Annotated in this window: 16 protein-coding genes and 2 riboswitches; of the genes, 13 read left to right on the plus strand and 3 right to left on the minus strand. The window is 76.0% G+C overall.

Features of this window, described 5'->3' with window-relative positions; genetic code table 11:
- Positions 1 to 384: 384 nt before the first annotated feature.
- Positions 385 to 512: riboswitch (FMN riboswitch) on the minus strand.
- Positions 513 to 608: 96 nt separating this feature from the next.
- The 5 genes from FHN55_RS18980 (at position 609) to FHN55_RS19000 (ending at position 6093) form a co-directional block, all read left to right on the plus strand.
- A complete protein-coding gene (locus FHN55_RS18980; protein WP_257571130.1) occupies positions 609 to 2375 on the plus strand; it encodes a methyl-accepting chemotaxis protein in 1767 nt (588 codons plus the stop codon).
- A gap of 214 nt (positions 2376 to 2589) precedes the next feature.
- Positions 2590 to 3090: a sigma-70 family RNA polymerase sigma factor gene (locus FHN55_RS18985; protein ID WP_139713977.1), complete on the plus strand. Its 501-nt coding sequence runs from the start codon at positions 2590 to 2592 to the stop codon at positions 3088 to 3090.
- A complete protein-coding gene (locus tag FHN55_RS18990) occupies positions 3090 to 4235 on the plus strand; it encodes a hypothetical protein (protein WP_139713978.1) in 1146 nt (381 codons plus the stop codon). The genes FHN55_RS18985 and FHN55_RS18990 overlap by 1 nt, the downstream gene beginning before the upstream one ends.
- Before the next feature lie 35 nt (positions 4236 to 4270).
- On the plus strand, positions 4271 to 5251 hold the full coding sequence (locus FHN55_RS18995; RefSeq protein WP_218974826.1) for an ABC transporter ATP-binding protein: 981 nt from the start codon (positions 4271 to 4273) through the stop codon (positions 5249 to 5251).
- Positions 5248 to 6093, plus strand: a complete 846-nt coding sequence (locus FHN55_RS19000) for an ABC transporter permease (RefSeq protein ID WP_218974827.1) — start codon at positions 5248 to 5250, stop codon at positions 6091 to 6093. Before FHN55_RS18995 ends, FHN55_RS19000 begins: the two co-directional genes overlap by 4 nt.
- Positions 6094 to 6133: 40 nt before the next feature.
- Here the strand turns inward: FHN55_RS19000 and FHN55_RS19005 are convergent, their stop codons facing one another.
- A complete protein-coding gene (locus FHN55_RS19005) occupies positions 6134 to 7450 on the minus strand; it encodes an MFS transporter (protein WP_139713980.1) in 1317 nt (438 codons plus the stop codon).
- Positions 7451 to 7594: 144 nt separating this feature from the next.
- Here FHN55_RS19005 and FHN55_RS19010 point away from each other — a divergent pair, with 144 nt between their 5' ends.
- Entirely contained in the window at positions 7595 to 7882 is a 288-nt protein-coding gene (locus FHN55_RS19010; protein ID WP_139713981.1) for a hypothetical protein, read from the plus strand.
- Between the two features lie 22 nt (positions 7883 to 7904).
- Here the strand turns inward: FHN55_RS19010 and FHN55_RS19015 are convergent, their stop codons facing one another.
- Together FHN55_RS19015 and purU are read right to left on the minus strand one after the other, a co-directional pair.
- Complete coding sequence (locus tag FHN55_RS19015) at positions 7905 to 8216, minus strand: putative quinol monooxygenase (RefSeq protein WP_139713982.1); 312 nt, start codon at positions 8214 to 8216, stop codon at positions 7905 to 7907.
- A 52-nt stretch (positions 8217 to 8268) separates the two neighbouring features.
- Complete coding sequence (gene purU, locus FHN55_RS19020; RefSeq protein WP_139713983.1) at positions 8269 to 9156, minus strand: formyltetrahydrofolate deformylase; 888 nt, start codon at positions 9154 to 9156, stop codon at positions 8269 to 8271.
- Between the two features lie 53 nt (positions 9157 to 9209).
- Here purU and FHN55_RS19025 point away from each other — a divergent pair, with 53 nt between their 5' ends.
- The 7 genes from FHN55_RS19025 to FHN55_RS19055 all read left to right on the plus strand — a co-directional run bounded on the left by FHN55_RS19025 (position 9210) and on the right by FHN55_RS19055 (position 17636).
- Positions 9210 to 10529 carry a CynX/NimT family MFS transporter gene (locus tag FHN55_RS19025; protein WP_218974828.1) on the plus strand — a complete coding sequence of 440 codons (1320 nt, stop codon included), beginning with the start codon at positions 9210 to 9212 and terminating at the stop codon, positions 10527 to 10529.
- A 165-nt stretch (positions 10530 to 10694) separates the two neighbouring features.
- A complete protein-coding gene (locus FHN55_RS19030; RefSeq protein WP_257571131.1) occupies positions 10695 to 11492 on the plus strand; it encodes an ATP-binding cassette domain-containing protein in 798 nt (265 codons plus the stop codon).
- Complete coding sequence (locus tag FHN55_RS19035) at positions 11489 to 12535, plus strand: ABC transporter permease (RefSeq protein WP_218974829.1); 1047 nt, start codon at positions 11489 to 11491, stop codon at positions 12533 to 12535. The genes FHN55_RS19030 and FHN55_RS19035 overlap by 4 nt, the downstream gene beginning before the upstream one ends.
- A gap of 49 nt (positions 12536 to 12584) precedes the next feature.
- Positions 12585 to 13583, plus strand: a complete 999-nt coding sequence (locus FHN55_RS19040) for an ABC transporter substrate-binding protein (RefSeq protein WP_139713985.1) — start codon at positions 12585 to 12587, stop codon at positions 13581 to 13583.
- Positions 13584 to 13679: 96 nt separating this feature from the next.
- Positions 13680 to 15152: a glucose-6-phosphate dehydrogenase gene (locus FHN55_RS19045; RefSeq protein ID WP_218974830.1), complete on the plus strand. Its 1473-nt coding sequence runs from the start codon at positions 13680 to 13682 to the stop codon at positions 15150 to 15152.
- Positions 15153 to 15268: 116 nt separating this feature from the next.
- Positions 15269 to 15354, plus strand: a riboswitch (ZMP/ZTP riboswitch).
- 78 nt (positions 15355 to 15432) lie between these two features.
- Entirely contained in the window at positions 15433 to 16746 is a 1314-nt protein-coding gene (gene glyA / locus FHN55_RS19050) for a serine hydroxymethyltransferase (protein WP_373995753.1), read from the plus strand.
- Entirely contained in the window at positions 16746 to 17636 is an 891-nt protein-coding gene (locus FHN55_RS19055) for a bifunctional methylenetetrahydrofolate dehydrogenase/methenyltetrahydrofolate cyclohydrolase (RefSeq protein WP_139713986.1), read from the plus strand. Before glyA ends, FHN55_RS19055 begins: the two co-directional genes overlap by 1 nt.
- Positions 17637 to 17683 lie beyond the last annotated feature (47 nt).

The following is a 17683-nucleotide window of genomic DNA, read 5'->3' on the forward strand; positions in this document are numbered from 1 at the left end:
CCACCTCGGCGTGCGCGGTGCCCGCGCCGCGGTGCCAGCCCTCGGCGAGGACCAGCCCGTCAGGGGTGGTGATGACGCACCCGACCTGCGGGTTCTCGGTGAGCGGGCCGCGGCGCGCCAGCTCGAGGGCACGGTCGACCGAACGGCTGTCCACAGAGTTGTCCACAGGCCTGTGGACACGGCTGTGGAGGCCGGTGCGGCCCTGGTCGCCCGTCAACCCCGTCCCCTCCCGCGTCGGTGCGGGCTCCGGGGTGCTGCGGGGGAGGGCGACGACGGCGGGGTGGCCTGCGGTGGCCGGTCAGCCGCCCCGGGGGGACGGACGACGCGGCGGGCCGCTGGGCCCTGCCGACGGCGCTGCGGGCGAGGTCCCTTCCGGGGCCCCTCCGCGTGCTCCTCCCCTCCGGACTCTCACCGTCGGTCCTGGAGTTCCACCAGGTCCACCGGCCGCTGGCTGCGGTCGGGTCGCGGACTGTCACCGCCGGTTCGGAATTGCACCGACCCCGGAGCGCGCGTCGTTCAGCCGTCGATGCTGCCACGGCGGGGTGCCTGAGTGCCAGTCGTGCTCGCTGGGACGTCTCTGCGGAGCGCGCTCCGCGTGCTCCGCCCGGGTGCCCCTCCCGGGGGCGCGGCGGCGACCGCCTCAAGAGGACGCCGCACGGGGACGACGAAGGGGACGACGAAGGGGACGGGTCACCGCACCCCCCGACGGGCTCACCGCACCGACGCCGGCACAGCCCCTGACCGGCTCCGCACCGCCTGAAGCACCCGGAGGCCACCGTGGCCTTCCCACCCCGACCATCGGCCGCCGCATCGGCGCCGGCTTCCTCGTCCTCGTGCTCCTCCTGGCCGCGGTCACCGCACTCGGCGTGGTCCAGGTGAGCAAGGCCCAGGAGAGCCTGGTCCAGATCAACGACCACAACAGCGTCAAGCAGCGGTACGCCATCAACTTCCGCGGCAGCGGGCACAACCGCGCCATCGCCCTGCGCGACGTCCTGCTGGACCCCACCGACGAGGAGAAGCAGGAGGACGTCGCGCTCATCGCCGCGCTGGCGGCCGACTACGCCGACTCCGAGCAGGCGCTCGACGCGATGTTCGCCTCCGACCCCGCGATCACCCCCCAGGAGGAGGCCGCCCGGGTGGCCATCGCCGGTGTCCAGGAGCGGACCCTGCCGATCGTCGAGGAGGTGCTCGACCTCCACGCGCAGGGTCGGGACGCCGAGGCCCAGGCGCTGCTGATGACCGAGGCCAAGCCCGCCTTGAACGACTGGCTCGACGCCATCAACGTGCTGATCGACCTCGAGGAGTCGATGAACGGGGTCGAGAGCGACAGGGCGCGCGGCGTCGTGGACGGGTTCCTCACCGTGATGCTCATCGCGCTGGCCGTCTCGACGGCCGTGGCCGTCGTCATCGGCGTGCGCACGACGCGTTCGGTCGTGCGCCCCCTGTCGCGGGTCGTGTCCGTGATGGACGAGGTCGCGCGGGGGCGCCTGGACCAGCGCGTGGGCCTGGACACCCGCGACGAGGTCGGTGCGCTGGCGGCGTCCACGGACGCGTCCCTGGACGCCCTGTCGGCCGCGATGCGCGAGATCACCGCCGAGGCGCGCTCCCTGGCCTCCTCCGCGGCGTCCCTGTCGAGCGTCTCGGCGCAGATGGCCTCGGGAGCCCAGGAGTCCGCCGCCCAGACCCGGGTGGTCTCCGGCGCGGTCCAGGAGGTCACCGCGTCCATCTCCACCGTGGCCGCGGCCGGCGAGGAGATGACCGCGGCGATCGGCCAGATCGCCTCGGCCACGTCCGAGGCCTCCCGGATGGCCTCCTCGGCCGTCGACGCCGCCGGCTCGGCCGGTGGGGCGATCGAGCGCCTCGGGGTCTCCTCCCGCGAGATCGGCGACGTCGTCAAGCTCATCACCTCCATCGCCGAGCAGACCAACCTGCTCGCGCTGAACGCCACCATCGAGGCGGCGCGCGCGGGTGAGCTGGGCAAGGGCTTCGCGGTGGTGGCCGGGGAGGTCAAGGAGCTGGCGCGCCAGACCGCCCAGGCCACCGACGAGATCACCGCCAAGGTCAACGCCACCCAGGGCGACGCGTCCGCCGCGGCCGCGGCGGTCACCGAGATCCGCGAGGTGATCGCCCGGATCGACGCCGTGCAGACGACCATCGCCGCGGCCGTGGAGGAGCAGTCGGCCACCACCAGCGAGATGGTCCGCAACGTGGGGGAGATCTCCAGCGGGTCCGCGCAGATCTCGGCGAACGTCTCCGACATCGCGCGCGGCACCGAGCAGAACCGCGAGGGCGCGGGGCGCACCGCCTCCACCTCGCACGAGCTGGCCAGCTCCGCGAGCCGGCTGCAGGAGCTCACCGGTCGCTTCACCGTCTGACGGCTGACGACGCCCAGGAGGCCCACCGCGCGGCGCCGCACGCCGCGCGGTGGGCCTCCTGCTGTCCTCGACCCGTGCACGCCCGCCGGTGTCACATCCTGGGGAGCGGCGGTGCTGAGGGGGTGTGGAGCTTGTCGAGACCGCAGGGGTGGCCAGAGCCGTCGGCCGGCCCGCCGCTGCCCGCCCTGCGGCGGGGTCCGGGGCGCCAGCAGCCATGAGGGGAGACCTCGAGGCGGTGTTCCGCCGCGACTACGCCCTCGTCGCCGGTGTCGCCGCCCGCGTGCTGGGCAGTCCGGCCCAGGCGGACGACGTCGCGCAGGAGGTCTTCCTCTCCTTCGCCCGGTCCTCGCCCGCCGCCGTCCCCGCGGACCAGGCCCGCGGCTGGCTGTGCGTCGCCGCCAGCCACACCGCCCTCAACGCGCTGCGCTCCGGCCGGCGCCGGACCGCCCGCGAGGACTCCGCCGCCACCCGCGACGCCGCGCTCGCGCCGGCGAGCGCTCCCGACGTCGCCGACGGCGTCGTCCTGCGCGAGGACCGGGCCCGCGTCCGCGCGGCCCTCGCCCGCCTGCCGCGCGCGCAGGCCACCGCCCTGGTCCTGCGGCACTCCGGCCTGTCCTACGCCGAGGTCGCGGCCGCCCTGCACCTGTCACCCACCAGCGTCGGCACCACCGTCCGACGCGCCGAGAGCGCACTGCGCGAGGAGCTGACCCGCTGATGGCACTCACGAGGCACCCCGCCGACGGCGTCCTGCGCCGCCTGGTCGACGAGCCGGCCGGCGTCTGCGACCCCGACCGCGCCCACGTGGCCGCCTGCGCCCGCTGCCAGCAGGCGCTCGCCGCCGCCCGGGACGACGCCGCCGCCGCGTCGGCGCTGCTCGGAGCCCCCGCAGCCGCCACCCCCCACGACGACGACGTCGACGGCGCCTGGCAGCGGCTCCGCAGCTCCGCCGCCTCGCCCGCCGGCCGGGAGGGCTCCCGCGTCGTCGCGCTCGACGCCCACCGCGCCAGCAGCCCGCCGAGGCGCCGCAGCGCGTGGCGCCGCCCCGGCGTCGTGGCGCTCGGCGTCGCCGTCGTCGTCGCCGGTGCGGGGACGGCCGCCGCCTCGGACTGGCTGCGCATCTTCCAGGTGCAGCAGGTGGCGCCCGTGAGCATCAGCTCCGCCGACCTCGCCGGGCTCGGGCAGCTGCCCGACCCGAGCGCCTTCGGCGACGCGGTGGCCACCACGCCGGTCGAGGTGCGCACCGTCCCCGACGCCGCCGCGGCCGCGCAGGCCACCGGCCTCCAGGTGCCCCGCGTGGCCGGGCTGCCTCGCGGCGTCACCGGCGACCCGACCTACCAGGTGGGGGACGCCGGTCAGGTCAGCTTCACCTTCTCCGCGGCCAAGGCCGCTGCGTCCGCGCAGGCGGCGGGCGGCCAGCTGCCGCCGGTGCCCGCGGGCCTGGACGGCAGCGTCGTGCGGCTCACCGCGGGGCCCGGCGTGGCGGCCACCTGGTCGTCGTCGTCCGGGGTCCCCGCGCTGGTGGTCGGCCGGGCCGTCGCTCCCACGGCGGAGTCGACCGGGGTGCCCTTCACGCAGGTGCGTGACTACCTGCTGTCGCTGCCCGGGGTCCCCGCCGACCTCGCCTCCCAGCTGGCGACCTTCCCTGTGAACGGGAGTGACGGCTCCACGCTGCCGCTGCCCGTCCCCGCTGACCGGGCCACCACCTCCACCGCTGACGTCGGCGGCGCGCCCGCCACCGTGGTCCGCTCGAACGACGGCACGATGGCCGGCGTGGTCTGGGTGCGCGACGGCGTGGTGACGGCGGTGGCCGGCTCCCTCAGCACCGACGAGCTGCTCGACGTGGCCCGGGGACTGCGCTGAGCGTCGCACCGGAGCTGAGCCCCGCGGGCGGGTCCGTGCCGGACTCGCCCGCGGTGTGGTGCTCCCACCTGCGCAAGCGGTTCCGGCGCCACCAGGCCGTGCACGACGTGTCCCTGCAGGTGGGGCGCGGTGAGGTGGTCGGCCTGCTGGGGCCCAACGGCGCCGGCAAGACCACCGTCATCAAGATGCTCCTCGGGCTCGTGACCCCGGACGACGGCGAGGTGCTGCTGCTGGGCCGGCCCGTGGGCGACCCCGCCGCCCGCGCCGGCGTCGGCTACCTGCCCGAGCTGTTCCGCTACCAGCCGTGGCTGTCCGCCGCGGAGGTGCTCGCCCTGCACGTGCGGCTGTCCGGCGCGGACGTCAGCGCTGCCGAGCAGCGCGACCGGCTCGACCTCGTGGGCCTGGGCGCCCGCGCCGCCGACCGGGTCGGCGGGTTCTCCAAGGGCATGCAGCAGCGCCTCGGGCTGGCGGTCGCGCTGGTGGCGCGGCCGCGCTTCGTCGTCCTCGACGAGCCCACCAGCGCCCTCGACCCCCTCGGCCGCGCCGACGTGCGCGACGTGGTGCTCGGCCTGCGCGAGCAGGGCGTGGCGGTGCTGCTCAACTCCCACCTCATCGGCGAGGTCGAGCGCGTCTGCGACCGCGTGGTGGTCCTCGAGCGCGGGCGGGTGGCGGCTGACGGCACGCTCACCGAGCTGCTCGGCCAGCGGCAGGTGCGGCTGCGGCTCACCGGGCTGACGCCGCAGGCCGAGGAGCGGCTCGCGCGGGCCGGAGCGGTGCACCGCGGGGGAGACGGCCCTGACGTCCTCACCCTCTCCCTGCGCGGTGACGGGCAGCACCCCGCTGACGACGACGAGCGCGCGGTGCCCGAGCTGGTGCGCGACCTGGCGGCGCTCGGCGTGGACGTGCACGCCGTGGAGCCCGTGCGCGTGAGCCTGGAGGACCGGCTGCTGGGCATCCTGCGGGGTGCCGCGCAGGAGCGCGCGGCGCGCGAGGAGCACGAGGGGGCGGTGCGGTGAGCCACCAGCTGCGTGTGGTGGGGGTGGTGGCCCTGCTGACCCTGCGCGAGGCGTCCCGCCGCCGGGTGGTGCTGGCCCTCGTGGGGCTGACCCTGCTGCTGCTGGCCCTGTCCGGCTGGGGCTTCTGGCGCCTGGCGCAGGAGCTGACCAGCGGGGAGGCGCTCGTCGCGGCCTCGCAGGTGCTCAACCTCGTGATGTTCGGGCTCTCGCTCGTCGCCGCGCTGGGCACGGCGTTCCTGTCCGGGCCGACGCTGTCCGGCGAGACGGAGTCGGGCGCGGTGCTGTCGGTGCTCGCCCGGCCGGTGCGGCGCTGGGCGTGGCTGCTCGGCAAGTGGCTCGGCCTGGTGGTGTTCGGCGGGGTCTACGTGGTGCTCGCCGGCCTGGCGCTGTGCCTGGTGGTGCTGGCGACGGTGGGCTACTGGCCCCCGGACCCCGTGGCCGGGCTGCTCCTGCTCGCGGGCCAGACGGCGGTGCTGCTGACGCTGTCGGTGCTGCTCGCCACCGTGGTCTCCCCGATGGCCTCGGGCGTGGTGTCGGTGGGCCTGTTCGGGGCGGCGTGGATCGCGGGCGTGGTGGGTGGCGTCGGCTCGGCGCTCGGCAACGAGGGCGTGGCCCGCGTCGGCACCGTCTCGCGGGTGGTGCTGCCCACCGACGGCCTGTGGCGCGGCGCGATGCACGCCTTCCAGGACCCGTCGGCCCTGGTGGCCATGGGCCCGAGCGCCGAGGCGTTCCCCTTCCTGTCCGTCAGCTCCCCGACGCCGGCCTACCTCGTGTGGTCGGCGCTGTGGGTCGCCATGGTCTTCGGCCTGGCTGCCGCGGTGGTGGCCCGCAAGGACCTCTGACCGCTCGACCCGGTGCCCCGGACGGTGCCCCGGACGGACCTCACGGTGCGGGCGCCCCGGTGGTCGCGGCGGCGGCGTCGGCGCGCCGCCAGGAGCCCTGGGAGACCACGGCGACGACGACGGCGAGGCCCAGCGCCGCGGCGGCGGCGCCGAACGCCGCGGCCACCCCGGCGGCCTCGATGACCGCGCCGCCGGCAGCCGTGCCGAGCGCCCCGCCGGTGGTGACGGCGGTGGACAGCCACGCCTGTGCCTCGGTGGTGCGTCCCGCCGGCGACAGCCCGTCCACCAGGGCCTGCTGGATGATCAGGCTCGGGGCGATGGCCAGTCCGACCACGAACAGCACTCCCAGGAGCAGCGGGGTGGGTGGGCTGCCGGGGGCCGCGAGCACCAGCGCCACCACCGCGAGACCCGCCCCGAAGACCCCGAGCAGCACCGGCAGCAGCCGCGCGTCGGAGCTGTGGCCGGCCACCGCGCCGTACGCGAGGCCGCCGATCGTGCTGCCGCCGGCGATGGCGGCGAAGAGCATGCCGAGCGCGGCGTCGTCGCCCAGCACGCTGCGCGCGGTGGCGGCCAGGGACGTGTCCGTCGCGCCGAAGGCCAGCGCCATGGCCAGGCCGCTGGCGAGCACGGCGAGCAGCGGGGGGGAGGCGAGCAGCGCGGTGCGGGCGCTCGACCGCGCGCCTCCTGCGGCCTCGGTGGGGTCGGCGGGGCCGGGAGCGGCGGCGCGGTCCTGCGGGGACCGGCGGGCGGGGCCGGTGGCCGCGTAGCCGAGGCCACCGACCAGCAGCACCGCCGAGGTCACGAGCAGCGGGCCGGTGGTGGGCAGCGCCACGAGCAGCGCTGACAGCAGCAGCGGGCCGAGCACGAACAGCGCCTCCACCGCAGCGGCGTCGAGGGCGTACCCGGCGCGGCGGTGGGCGTGGTCGGGCAGGAGCACCCGCCAGGAGGCCCGCATCGCGGCGCTGAAGGGCGGGAACGCCAGGCCCGCCCCCAGCGCCAGCAGGCCCAGCAGCGCGACGTGAGCGCCGGCCGGGGCGGCGAGCGCCAGCACCGCGAGCAGCGCCGCGCTGGCCGTGACCGACGGGGCGAGCACGCGGGCCTGCGCGTGCGCGTCCATCGCGCGGCCCCACACGGGGGCGCCGGCCGCCGTCCCCACGGCGAACGCCGCCGTGACGGCGCCGGCCGTCGCGTAGGACCCGGAGGTGCGCTCCACGAGGAGCACCATCCCCAGCGGGGCCATGGCGATCGGGAGCCGGGCCAGCACGGAGGCGCCGAAGGTGAGGGCGGTCCCCGGACGGCGCAGCACCGCGCCGTACACGGCCACGCCGCGCGCCGGGACCCCGGCGTGCGTCGTCACCCGAGGAGGCTACGTGGCCCGACCGGGGGACGCCGACCGGGTGATGTCACCTCCAGTGAGTGCATGACTGCTCACGGTGAGAGGACGCTCGTGGCTAGGCGAGAGCGGGCACCGGGTCCGCGGGGTCGCCGCGAGGAGGTCGCCGTGCGCGTCGACGGAGCTCTGCCGCCCACCACCTGGCCCGCCGCCCACGGCGTGCCGCCGCGACAGCAGTCCACCGAGGACGCGGCGGCAGCGACGGCCGCGGCCGCCCGGCCGCCCGCCGCCACGGACCCGGCGAGCGCCGCGTCGAGGCCGCTGCGCGGCACCGCGGAGACCAGCGGCGTCCAGCCGGCGCCGTCGACGTCGCCGTGGCTCGAGCGGACCTCGCAGGCCGCCGGCGCCGGGCGCGGCAGCGCCAGCGGAGCGCTGGGCCTCGACGTCGTCGTCTGACGCCGTCCGAGGGCCCTGCGGCTCAGACGCCGTCGGCGGTGGTGAAGCGGGTCAGCTGCGGCGGTCCCGCCAGCACCTCGCCGAGGCGCGAGGCGCCCTCGGGCGTGCGGCGCCAGGCGCGGTAGGCGTCGTCGTGCGCGAGCGACTCCCACCGCTCGTGCACCACGAGGCGCGCGGGGTCGTCCACGTCCACGAGCACGTCGCACCCCAGGCAGCCGTCGAAGGCGCGGGTCGCCGCGAGCGTCTCGGTGATGACGGCGTGCGCGGCCGCGGGGTCGGCCGCCGCCTCGGGCGACAGGGTGAGCTCCAGCAGGGACGTCACGGCGGTCGGCATGCACGCATCGTGCACGGACCCCCGCCGCGAGCGCCCGCCGATCTCCCCGCCGTCAGCGGAAGACGACGGTGCGGTGCCCGTCCAGCAGCACCCGGTGCTCGGCGTGCCAGCGCACCGCGCGGGCCAGCACCTGCGCCTCGACGTCCTGCCCGATGGACTGCAGCTCGGCCACCGTCATGCCGTGGTCGACCCGGTGGACGTCCTGCTCGATGATCGGGCCCTCGTCGAGGTCCGGCGTGACGTAGTGCGCCGTCGCCCCGATGATCTTCACGCCGCGCACGTGGGCCTGCGCGTACGGGCGCGCGCCCTTGAAGCTGGGCAGGAACGAGTGGTGGATGTTGATGGCCCGCCCGCTCAGCGCCCGGCACAGCTCCGGGGACAGGATCTGCATGTAGCGGGCCAGCACCACCAGCTCCACGCCGAGGGAGTCGACCAGCTCCAGCAGCGCCGCCTCCGCAGCCTCCAGCGAGCCCGGCTCGCCCGCCGGCACCGACCTGTCCACCGGCAGGTGGTGGAACGGCACGCCGTAGAAGCCCGCCAGCGGCTCGAGGTCGCGGTGGTTGCCGGCGACGGCGACGACGTCCACCGGCAGCTGGCCCGCGCGCGTGCGGAACAGCAGGTCGTTGAGGCAGTGGCCCGCCTTCGACACCATCACCAGCGTGCGCAGCGGCCGGCCCTGCTCGTCCAGGGTCCACTCCATGCCGAAGCGCTGCGCCACCGGCGCGAACGCCCCCCGCAGCGCCGCCTCGTCGAGGTCGGCGCTGACCTGCACGCGCATGTGGAACCGGCCGGTGTCGGGGTCCCCGAACTGCTGGCTGTCGGTGATGTTGCCGCCCAGGTGCGCCAGCACCCCCGTCACCGCGTGCACGATGCCGGGACCGTCGGGGCAGGTGAGCGCGATCACGTAGTGCTGGGGGGCCTGCGGCGGGGGGGCGGACACGGCCGACCAGCCTAGCCAGCGCGGGACGGGTGCGGGCCGCCTAGCGTCAGGGGGTGCCCCAGCCCTCCCGGACGGGCGCCGGCGCGTCCGGACCGTCCTCGCCGTCCGCGCGCCCCTCCGGCCCCGCCGGGCGCGCCGGGCTCCGCTCGGCGGCGTCGGGCCTGCCGGTGCTCGCGCTCGCGGCCGTCGTCCTCGTCGCCCTCAACGTGCGGGGCCCGCTGGCCGCGCTGCCGCCGGTGGCCGCGGAGGTGCGGGCCGACCTCGCCGTCAGCGCCGGGGCGGTCGGGCTGCTCACCACGCTGCCGGTGCTGTGCTTCGGCGCGGCCACGCCCTTCGGCTCGTGGGTGGTGGCGCGCTGGGGCGTGCGCACCGCGGTGCTGGCCTGCCTGGTCGGGGTGCTGCTGGGGACCCTCGTGCGCTCCGCCGGCGGCTACCCCGCGGCGCTGGCCGGCACGGTGGTGCTCGGGCTGGCCATCACCATCGGCAACATCGCCGTGCCCGTGCTGGTCTCGGAGGACTTCCCCAGCGCCGTCGGGCTGGTCACCGCGCTGTACGCGGCCTCCTTCAACATCGGCAGCGCCCTCACCACCGCGGTGACGCCGCTGGTGGCCGCCCCCCTGGGCTGGCGGGCCGCCACCGCGGTGTGGGCGGTGCTCGTCGTGGTCGCCGTCGTCGTCGTCCTGCGCGCCCACCGCCGCCGCGACGAGGGCGGGAGCGGTGCGGACCGCGCCGCCGCCCGCGCCGCCCGGCAGCAGCTCGCGCCGCACCCCGTGCCGGTGCGGCGCCGCGCCACCACGTGGCTGCTGGTCACCGCCTGCGCCGCGCAGTCGTTCTCGTACTACGGCACCACCGCCTGGCTGCCGGAGCTGCTCGCCGACCGGCTCGGCGCCGGACCCGAGGCCGCCGGGGTGAGCGCCGCCGTGTTCCAGGTGTCGGCGGTGGTCGGCGCCTTCGGCGTCCCCGCGGTGCTGCGCACCACCGGGCGCCCCCGCATCGCCCTGTGGCTGGTGTGCGCCGGCTGGGCCACCCTGCCGCTCGGCCTGCTGCTCGCCCCCGGGCTGTGGTGGTGCTGGGCGGCGCTGGCGGGCGCGGCGCAGGGGGGCGGCATCACCGTGGTGCTCGTCGCGGCCGTGGCCCGGGGCCGCGAGGTGCGGGCAGGCCGCGCGGGCGGCCCCGCCGACGTGCGGGCCGCCTCCGCGCTGGTGCAGGGTGGCGGCTACCTGGCGGGCGCCCTCGGACCGGTGGTGGTGGGGACCGCGCACGACGCCAGCGGCGGGTGGACCGCGCCGCTGCTCGTGCTGCTGACCGCCGTCGCGGTCCTGCTGGCGGCGGGGACGGCGGGGGTGCCGCGCCGGGAGGCCCCCGCCCCGTGAGCCCCCGGAGACGTCGGCCGCGGGCGTCACCCAGGAGTGGCGCTCGGTGTCGAAAAGGTCACAGAACGCATGATCGAGGGTGTTCCGAGGTGCCGAGGCCGCGCGCCGCTGTCACGGTCGTCCAGCCGCGCGGACGTCCGCGCCCGCGGCGAGGGGGAGGCGCGCGTGGCGCTGCTGGAGGCGCGAGGGGTGCGCAAGGCCTACGGCCACGTGCAGGTGCTGCACGGGGTCGACTTCGAGGCGGAGGCCGGTCAGGTCACCGCCCTCATCGGTGACAACGGCGCCGGCAAGAGCACCCTGGTGAAGATCCTCTCCGGCGCCCTCGCGCCGGACGCCGGCGAGCTGCGGCTGCGCGAGCGGCCCGTGCGGCTGACCTCGCCCGAGCACGCGCGGTCGCTCGGCGTGGAGACCGTCTACCAGGACCTCGCGCTGGCGCCCGAGCTCGGCCCGGCCGAGAACGTCTTCGCCGGGCGCGAGCTGCTGCGGCCCGGCCTGCTGGGGCGCCTGGGGGTGCTCGACAAGAAGACCATGCGCGCGCGGGCGCAGGAGGCCTTCACCTCCATGGGGACCGACGTCAAGGACCTCGACGCCGCCGTCGCCGCGCTCTCCGGCGGCCAGCGCCAGTCCGTGGCGATCTGCCGGGCCGTCATGTGGGCGAAGGACCTCGTCTTCCTCGACGAGCCGACCGCCGCGCTCGGGGTGCGGCAGACCGGCAAGGTGCTCGAGCTGGTGCGCCGCGTGGCCGACTCCGGGGTCGGCGTGGTGCTGATCTCGCACAACATGACGGAGGTGCTCGAGGTGGCCGACAGCGTGCAGGTGCTCCGGCTGGGACGGCGGGTCGCCTCTCTGCCGGCCCGCGGCACCACCGTCGCCGACCTCGTCGGCGCCATGACGGGAGCGCTCGACACCCCCGTCACCGACGCCCGGGCCGACGAGCGGGCCGACGGGGCGGGCGCCCGGTGAGCGCCGCGGACGCCGGGGCGCCGCCGCCCCCGGCGCAGACCCCCGCCCGTCCGGCCGCCCCGCCCAGCGCCTCGCTGCCGGCCTGGCGGCGGGCGCTGGGGTCCTCGCCGGCGTACATGTTCGTCGTCCTGCTGGTGCTCGTCGCGGTGTTCTCCCTGCTCGCCCCGGAGACGTTCCCGACCGCCGCGAACGGGCGCAACGTCCTCACCGACGTCGCCGTGCTGCTCGTCATGGCGGTGGGGACCACCTACGTGCTGGTGGCCGGAGGGTTCGACCTCTCGCAGGGCTCGGTCCTGGTGTTCTCCGGCGTCGCCGCCGCGAAGACCATGGAGGCGCTCGGCGGGCAGGGGGCCGGCACCGTGCTCGTCGGCGTGGCCGTCGGGCTGGCCGCGGGCACCGCGTGGGGACTGGCCAACGGCCTGGTCATCACCAGGCTGGGCGTCCCCGCCCTCATCACCACGCTCGGGTCGACGGGCGCCGCGCTCGGGGCGGCCCAGCTGCTCTCGGACGGGACCGACGTGCGCACGGTCCCCGACGCGCTCATCTCCGTGGCCGTGCAGCGCCCCCTCACCCTCAGCTGGCTCGTCTGGGTGGCGGCCCTGGTCGCGCTCGTGGGCGGCCTGGTGCTCGCCACCACCCGCTACGGGCGGCACACCCAGCTCATCGGCTCCAACGCCGAGTCCGCGCGTCGGGCCGGCATCGCCGTCGACCGGCACACCGCCTCCCTGTACGTCCTCAACGGCGCCCTCGCCGGCCTGGCGGGGCTGATGTCGCTGACGCGCTTCGCCACCACCACCATCAGCGGCCACACCACCGACGGCCTGCAGGTCATCACCGGCGTGGTGCTGGGCGGCACCAGCCTGTTCGGCGGCGTCGGCACCGTCCTCGGCACCGTCATCGGGATGTTCATCCCCGGCGTGCTGAACAACGGCTTCGTCGTGCTGAACGTCCAGGCCTTCTGGCAGCAGGTCGCCGTCGGCGTCGTCCTCGTGGTCGCCGTGTACGTCGACCAGCTCAAGCGCCGCCGCCGCAACGCCGCGTGACGCGCGCCCCCGACCCGACCCCACCCCCGAGCAGACCGGAGAGCCGACCATGACCACACCCCGACGCCCCCGCGGGCGCGCGCTGCGCGCCGCGGCCCTGACCGCCACCGCCACCTTCGCCCTCGCCGCCTGCGGCGGCTCCTCCGGCGGCTCGGAGGGCGGCGACGACCGCCTCTCGGTGGTCTACGTGCCCGGCCTGACGGGCAACCCCTTCTACAACACCGTCGGCTGCGGCGGGGCGGCGAAGGCGGAGGAGCTCGGCGTCGACTTCGAGGTCCAGGGCAGCCCGGAGTTCGACGTCGCCCGGCAGACCGCCATCGTCAACGCCGTGGTGGCCGACGCCCCCGACGCCCTCATGATCTCCGTCACCGACTCCACGGCGATGAAGCTGCCGCTGGCCGAGGCCAAGGCCGCCGGGATCGACGTCATCACCATCGACGGGGACCTCGAGGACAAGAGCATCGCCCTCACGAACATCCAGTCCGACAACGAGGAGGGCGGCGCGCTCGCCGCGGAGAACCTCGCGAAGCTCGTCGGGGGGAAGGGCGCCGTGCTCGGCATCAACCAGAGCCCGGGCAACCCCATCGGCGAGGCCCGCGAGAAGGGCTTCAAGGACAAGCTCGCCGAGTACCCGGACATGACCTACCTCGAGACCCAGTACTCGGAGAACTCCACCGCCACCGCCGCGCAGATCGCGTCCGCGGCCGCGACGTCCAACCCCGACCTGGTGGGCGTCTACACGATGTCCACCAACAACACCGAGGGCGCCATCACCGGCGTGCGCGAGGCCGGCAAGACCGGTGTGGTCCGGGTGGTCGGCTACGACACCTCCGAGCCGATCCTGCAGGCCCTGGAGGACGGCACCGTCGACGGGGTCGTCGTCCAGTACCCCTACGGCGAGGGCGCGACCGGCGTGCAGAGCGCCGTCGACGCCAGTCAGGGCGAGGACGTCCCGCGGGAGCAGACCGCGCCGTTCGTCTTCGCGACCCCCGAGAACCAGGCCTCCGCGGAGGTCCAGCAGTACGTCTACAAGACCGACTGCGCCTGACCGTCCGCCCCCGCCGGACCTCTCAGCCGGAACCCGCGGCTGAGAAGCGAGGCGGGGGCGGGCGCACGGCCCCCGGGCCGCATACGGTGGCTGGTCGTGACCGACGCCTCCTCCGAGACCACCTCCGCAGACCAGGGGGCGGCGACGCCCACCGCGGTCTCCACCCCCACCGTCTTCGTCCTGTTCGGCGCCACCGGCGACCTCGCGGCGCGCATGGTGCTGCCGGCCTTCGGCGCCCTCGCCAAGCACGGCCTGCTGCCCGACAACTGGCGCCTCATCGGCAACGGGCGCGGGCACCAGAGCCACGACGAGTTCCGCGACCACGTCAAGAAGGTCCTCGACGAGGCGAAGACCGGCCTGAGCGGCCGGCAGTGGCGGGGCTTCTCCTCCTCGCTGCGCTTCGCCGGCGGCGGCTTCTCCGAGTCCGACCCGGGCGAGCTCGCGGACGTGGTGGCCGAGGCCAAGGACGACCTCGGCGGCGGCGACGACGTGCAGCTGGTCCACTACATCGCCCTGCCGCCGTCGACGTTCGAGGCGTACACGAAGGCCCTGGACGCCCACGGCCTGGCCGAGGGCGCGCGCGTCGTCTACGAGAAGCCGTTCGGCACCGACTCGGAGAGCTTCGAGCGCCTCGACGAGCTGGTGCTGTCGATCTTCCCCGAGGAGCGGGTCTTCCGGATCGACCACTTCCTCGGCAAGGAGGCCACGCAGCAGCTGCACGTGCTGCGCTTCAACAACCGCCTCCTCGAGCAGGTCTGGAACCGCTACCACGTGGCGGCCGTGCAGATCGACATCCCCGAGACCCTCGGGGTCTCCAACCGCGCCGGCTTCTACGACGAGACCGGCGCCACGCTGGACATGCTCGTCACCCACCAGCTGCAGGTCATGGCCGAGGTGGCCCTGGAGCCGCCCGCCGACGGCTCGCCCGAGGCGCTGCTGGAGGCCCGCGAGGCGGTGCTCAAGGACTTCCGGCCGATGGACCCCTCCGAGGCCGTGCTCGGCCAGGTCGAGGGCTACCGCGACATCGACGGCGTCGACGACGACTCGCAGACCGACACCTTCGTGGCCGCGAAGGTGTGGATCGACAACGACCGGTGGGAGGGCGTGCCGTTCCTCCTGCGCACGGGCAAGCAGCTCAAGGAGAGCCACCAGCACGTGACGCTGGTGCTGCGTCGCCCGCAGACCCGCGGCTTCGGCGAGCGCCCGCCGCGCCCGGAGACGATCGGGTTCTCGCTGGCCGGGAACGGCACCGTGGCGGCCACCGTCACCGCCCAGCGCCCCGGGGCCCCCGGTGACCTGGTGGCGGGCTCGCTGCTGCTGGACCTGGAGGACCTGCCCCGCGCCGAGCCGCTGCCCGCGTACGCCTCGCTCCTGCGCGACGTGCTCGCGGGCGACCGCGCGCTGTTCACCACCGCCACCGGCCTGCGCGAGGCGTGGCGCGTGGCGGCGCCGCTGCTCGACAACCGCCCCGCGGTGCAGCCCTACGCCCCCGGCTCCTGGGGGCCGGACGCGGCCAAGGAGATCGCGGCACCCCACGGCTGGCTCTCGCAGAACAGCCTGGACGACTGATACAACAGTCTTGAGGTCAGGGACGCCGCCGCTCGCCCCCCGGGGCGGGCGGCGGCGGTCCGCCGTCACGGCGCCGCGGGAAGGGAGTCGACCGAGAGGGTGCTCGCCGTCTACCCTGGCGGCGTCGCGACTGGCGAAGGTGGGTCACCACCGGGGAGCGGCGGGAGAGCAGTCGATCGGGTCGTCCGCCTGGGCCCGTTCGCGACGTGAGCCGACCGCACACCGCCCGAGACCGCTGCCTGACCCCGCTGAACCGCCGCTGAACCGCGAGGAGCGCACCGTGACGCAGACCGCCCTGCCCGCCCAGTCCCTCACCGACGCCCCGCTGTCCGAGGTCGACCCGGAGATCGCCGCCGTCCTGGACGGCGAGCTGCGCCGCCAGCAGGACACGCTCGAGATGATCGCGAGCGAGAACTTCGCGCCCCGCGCGGTCATGCAGGCGCAGGGGTCGGTGCTGACCAACAAGTACGCCGAGGGCTACCCCGGCCGCCGCTACTACGGCGGCTGCGAGCAGGTCGACGTCGCCGAGGAGCTCGCCCGCGACCGCGCCAAGGCGCTCTTCGGCGCCGAGCACGCCAACGTCCAGCCCCACTCCGGCGCCCAGGCCAACGCCGCCGTCATGCACGCCCTGATCCGCCCGGGCGACACCATCCTCGGCCTGGAGCTGGCCCACGGCGGCCACCTCACGCACGGCATGAAGGCCAACTTCTCCGGTCGCCTCTTCGACGTCGCCAGCTACGGGGTGGACCCCGAGAGCTTCCTGGTGGACATGGACGTCGTGCGGTCGGTGGCGCTCGAGCGCCGCCCCAAGCTCATCATCGCCGGCTGGTCCGCCTACCCCCGCCAGCTCGACTTCGCCGCCTTCCGCAAGATCGCCGACGAGGTCGGCGCCCTGCTCATGGTCGACATGGCGCACTTCGCCGGCCTCGTGGCGGCGGGCCTGCACCCCAACCCGGTGCCCCACGCCGACGTCGTCACCTCCACCGTGCACAAGACGCTCGCCGGCCCGCGCTCCGGCGTCATCCTCAGCCGCGCCGAGCACGCCAAGAAGCTCGACTCGGCGGTCTTCCCCGGCCAGCAGGGCGGCCCGCTCATGCACGTCATCGCGGGCAAGGCCGTGGCCTTCAAGGTGGCCGGCAGCGAGGCGTTCAAGGAGCGCCAGGAGCGCACCCTCGAGGGCGCGAAGATCATCGCCGACCGGCTGCTGGAGCCGGACGTCGACGCCGTGGGCGCCTCCGTGCTCACCGGTGGCACCGACGTCCACCTCGTCCTGGTGGACCTGCGCCGGTCCGAGCTCGACGGCCAGCAGGCCGAGGACCGCCTGCACGCCGCGGGCATCACCGTGAACCGCAACGCCGTGCCGTTCGACCCGCGCCCGCCGATGGTCACCTCCGGCCTGCGCATCGGCACGCCCGCCCTGGCCACCCGCGGCTTCGGCGCCGCGGAGTTCACCGAGCTCGCCGACATCATCGCCGGCGCCCTCGACCCCTCCGCCGACGTCGCTCCGCTGCGCGAGCGCGTCCGCACGCTCACCGAGGCGTTCCCCCTCTACCCGGGGATCACCTCCGCGCAGGCGAGCGACCTGGGCGCCTGATGGCCGCCCAGCCGCTGGACGGCCGGGCCGCCTCGGCAGCCGTCAAGGAGGACCTGCGCCAGCGGGTCGCCCGGCTCGCCGAGGCCGGCCTGCGCCCGGGCCTGGGCACCGTGCTCGTCGGCGACGACCCGGGCAGCCAGGTGTACGTCGCGGGCAAGCACCGCGACTGCGAGGAGGTGGGCATCGCCTCGATCCGCGAGGACCTGCCCGCCGACGCGACCCAGGCCGACGTCGAGGCCGCGGTCGCGCGCCTCAACGCCGACCCCGCCTGCACGGGCTTCATCGTCCAGCTGCCGCTGCCGCCGGGGCTGGACGAGCAGCGGGTGCTGGAGCTCATCGACCCCGACAAGGACGCCGACGGGCTGCACCCCACCAACCTCGGGCGGCTCGTGCTGCGGCTGTCGGGACCGATCGACTCGCCGCTGCCGTGCACCCCGCGCGGCTGCCTCGACCTGCTCGAGCGGGCCGGGGTGCCGCTGCGCGGCGCGCACGTCGTCGTCGTCGGGCGGGGCACCACGGTGGGCCGCTCCATCGGGCTGCTGCTGACCCGGCGCGGCGTCGACGCCACGGTGACGCTCACCCACACCGCCACGAAGGACCTCGCCGAGCACGTGCGCCGCGCCGACGTGGTGGTGGCCGCGGCCGGCTCGGCGCACCTGGTGACGGCCGACATGGTCAAGCCGGGCGCCGCCGTGCTCGACGTGGGGGTGACGCGCGCCCTCGACGAGGGGACGGGGAAGAGCCGCCTCCTGGGCGACGTCCACCCCGACGTCGCCCAGGTCGCCGGGTTCCTGTCGCCGAACCCCGGTGGGGTGGGGCCCATGACCCGGGCCCTGCTGCTGGCCAACGTCGTGGAGTCCGCCGAGAGGGCGCTCGCCGCCCGCTCCTGACCCCACCAACCGTCCGTGATCATGGGCGTCCGCCACCCCGGCAGCAG

The organism is Streptomyces sp. NP160, assembly GCF_006335115.1.
Classification (GTDB): Bacteria; Actinomycetota; Actinomycetes; order Actinomycetales; family Quadrisphaeraceae; genus Quadrisphaera.

Coding starts and splice junctions, on each gene's coding strand:
- FHN55_RS18985 (WP_139713977.1), top strand. CDS start 2,590: ATGAGGGGAGACCTCGAGGCGGTGTTCCGCCGCGACTACGCCCTCGTC.
- FHN55_RS18990 (WP_139713978.1), top strand. CDS start 3,090: ATGGCACTCACGAGGCACCCCGCCGACGGCGTCCTGCGCCGCCTGGTC.
- FHN55_RS19015 (WP_139713982.1), bottom strand. CDS start 8,216: ATGCCGACCGCCGTGACGTCCCTGCTGGAGCTCACCCTGTCGCCCGAG.
- FHN55_RS19040 (WP_139713985.1), top strand. CDS start 12,585: ATGACCACACCCCGACGCCCCCGCGGGCGCGCGCTGCGCGCCGCGGCC.
- FHN55_RS19055 (WP_139713986.1), top strand. CDS start 16,746: ATGGCCGCCCAGCCGCTGGACGGCCGGGCCGCCTCGGCAGCCGTCAAG.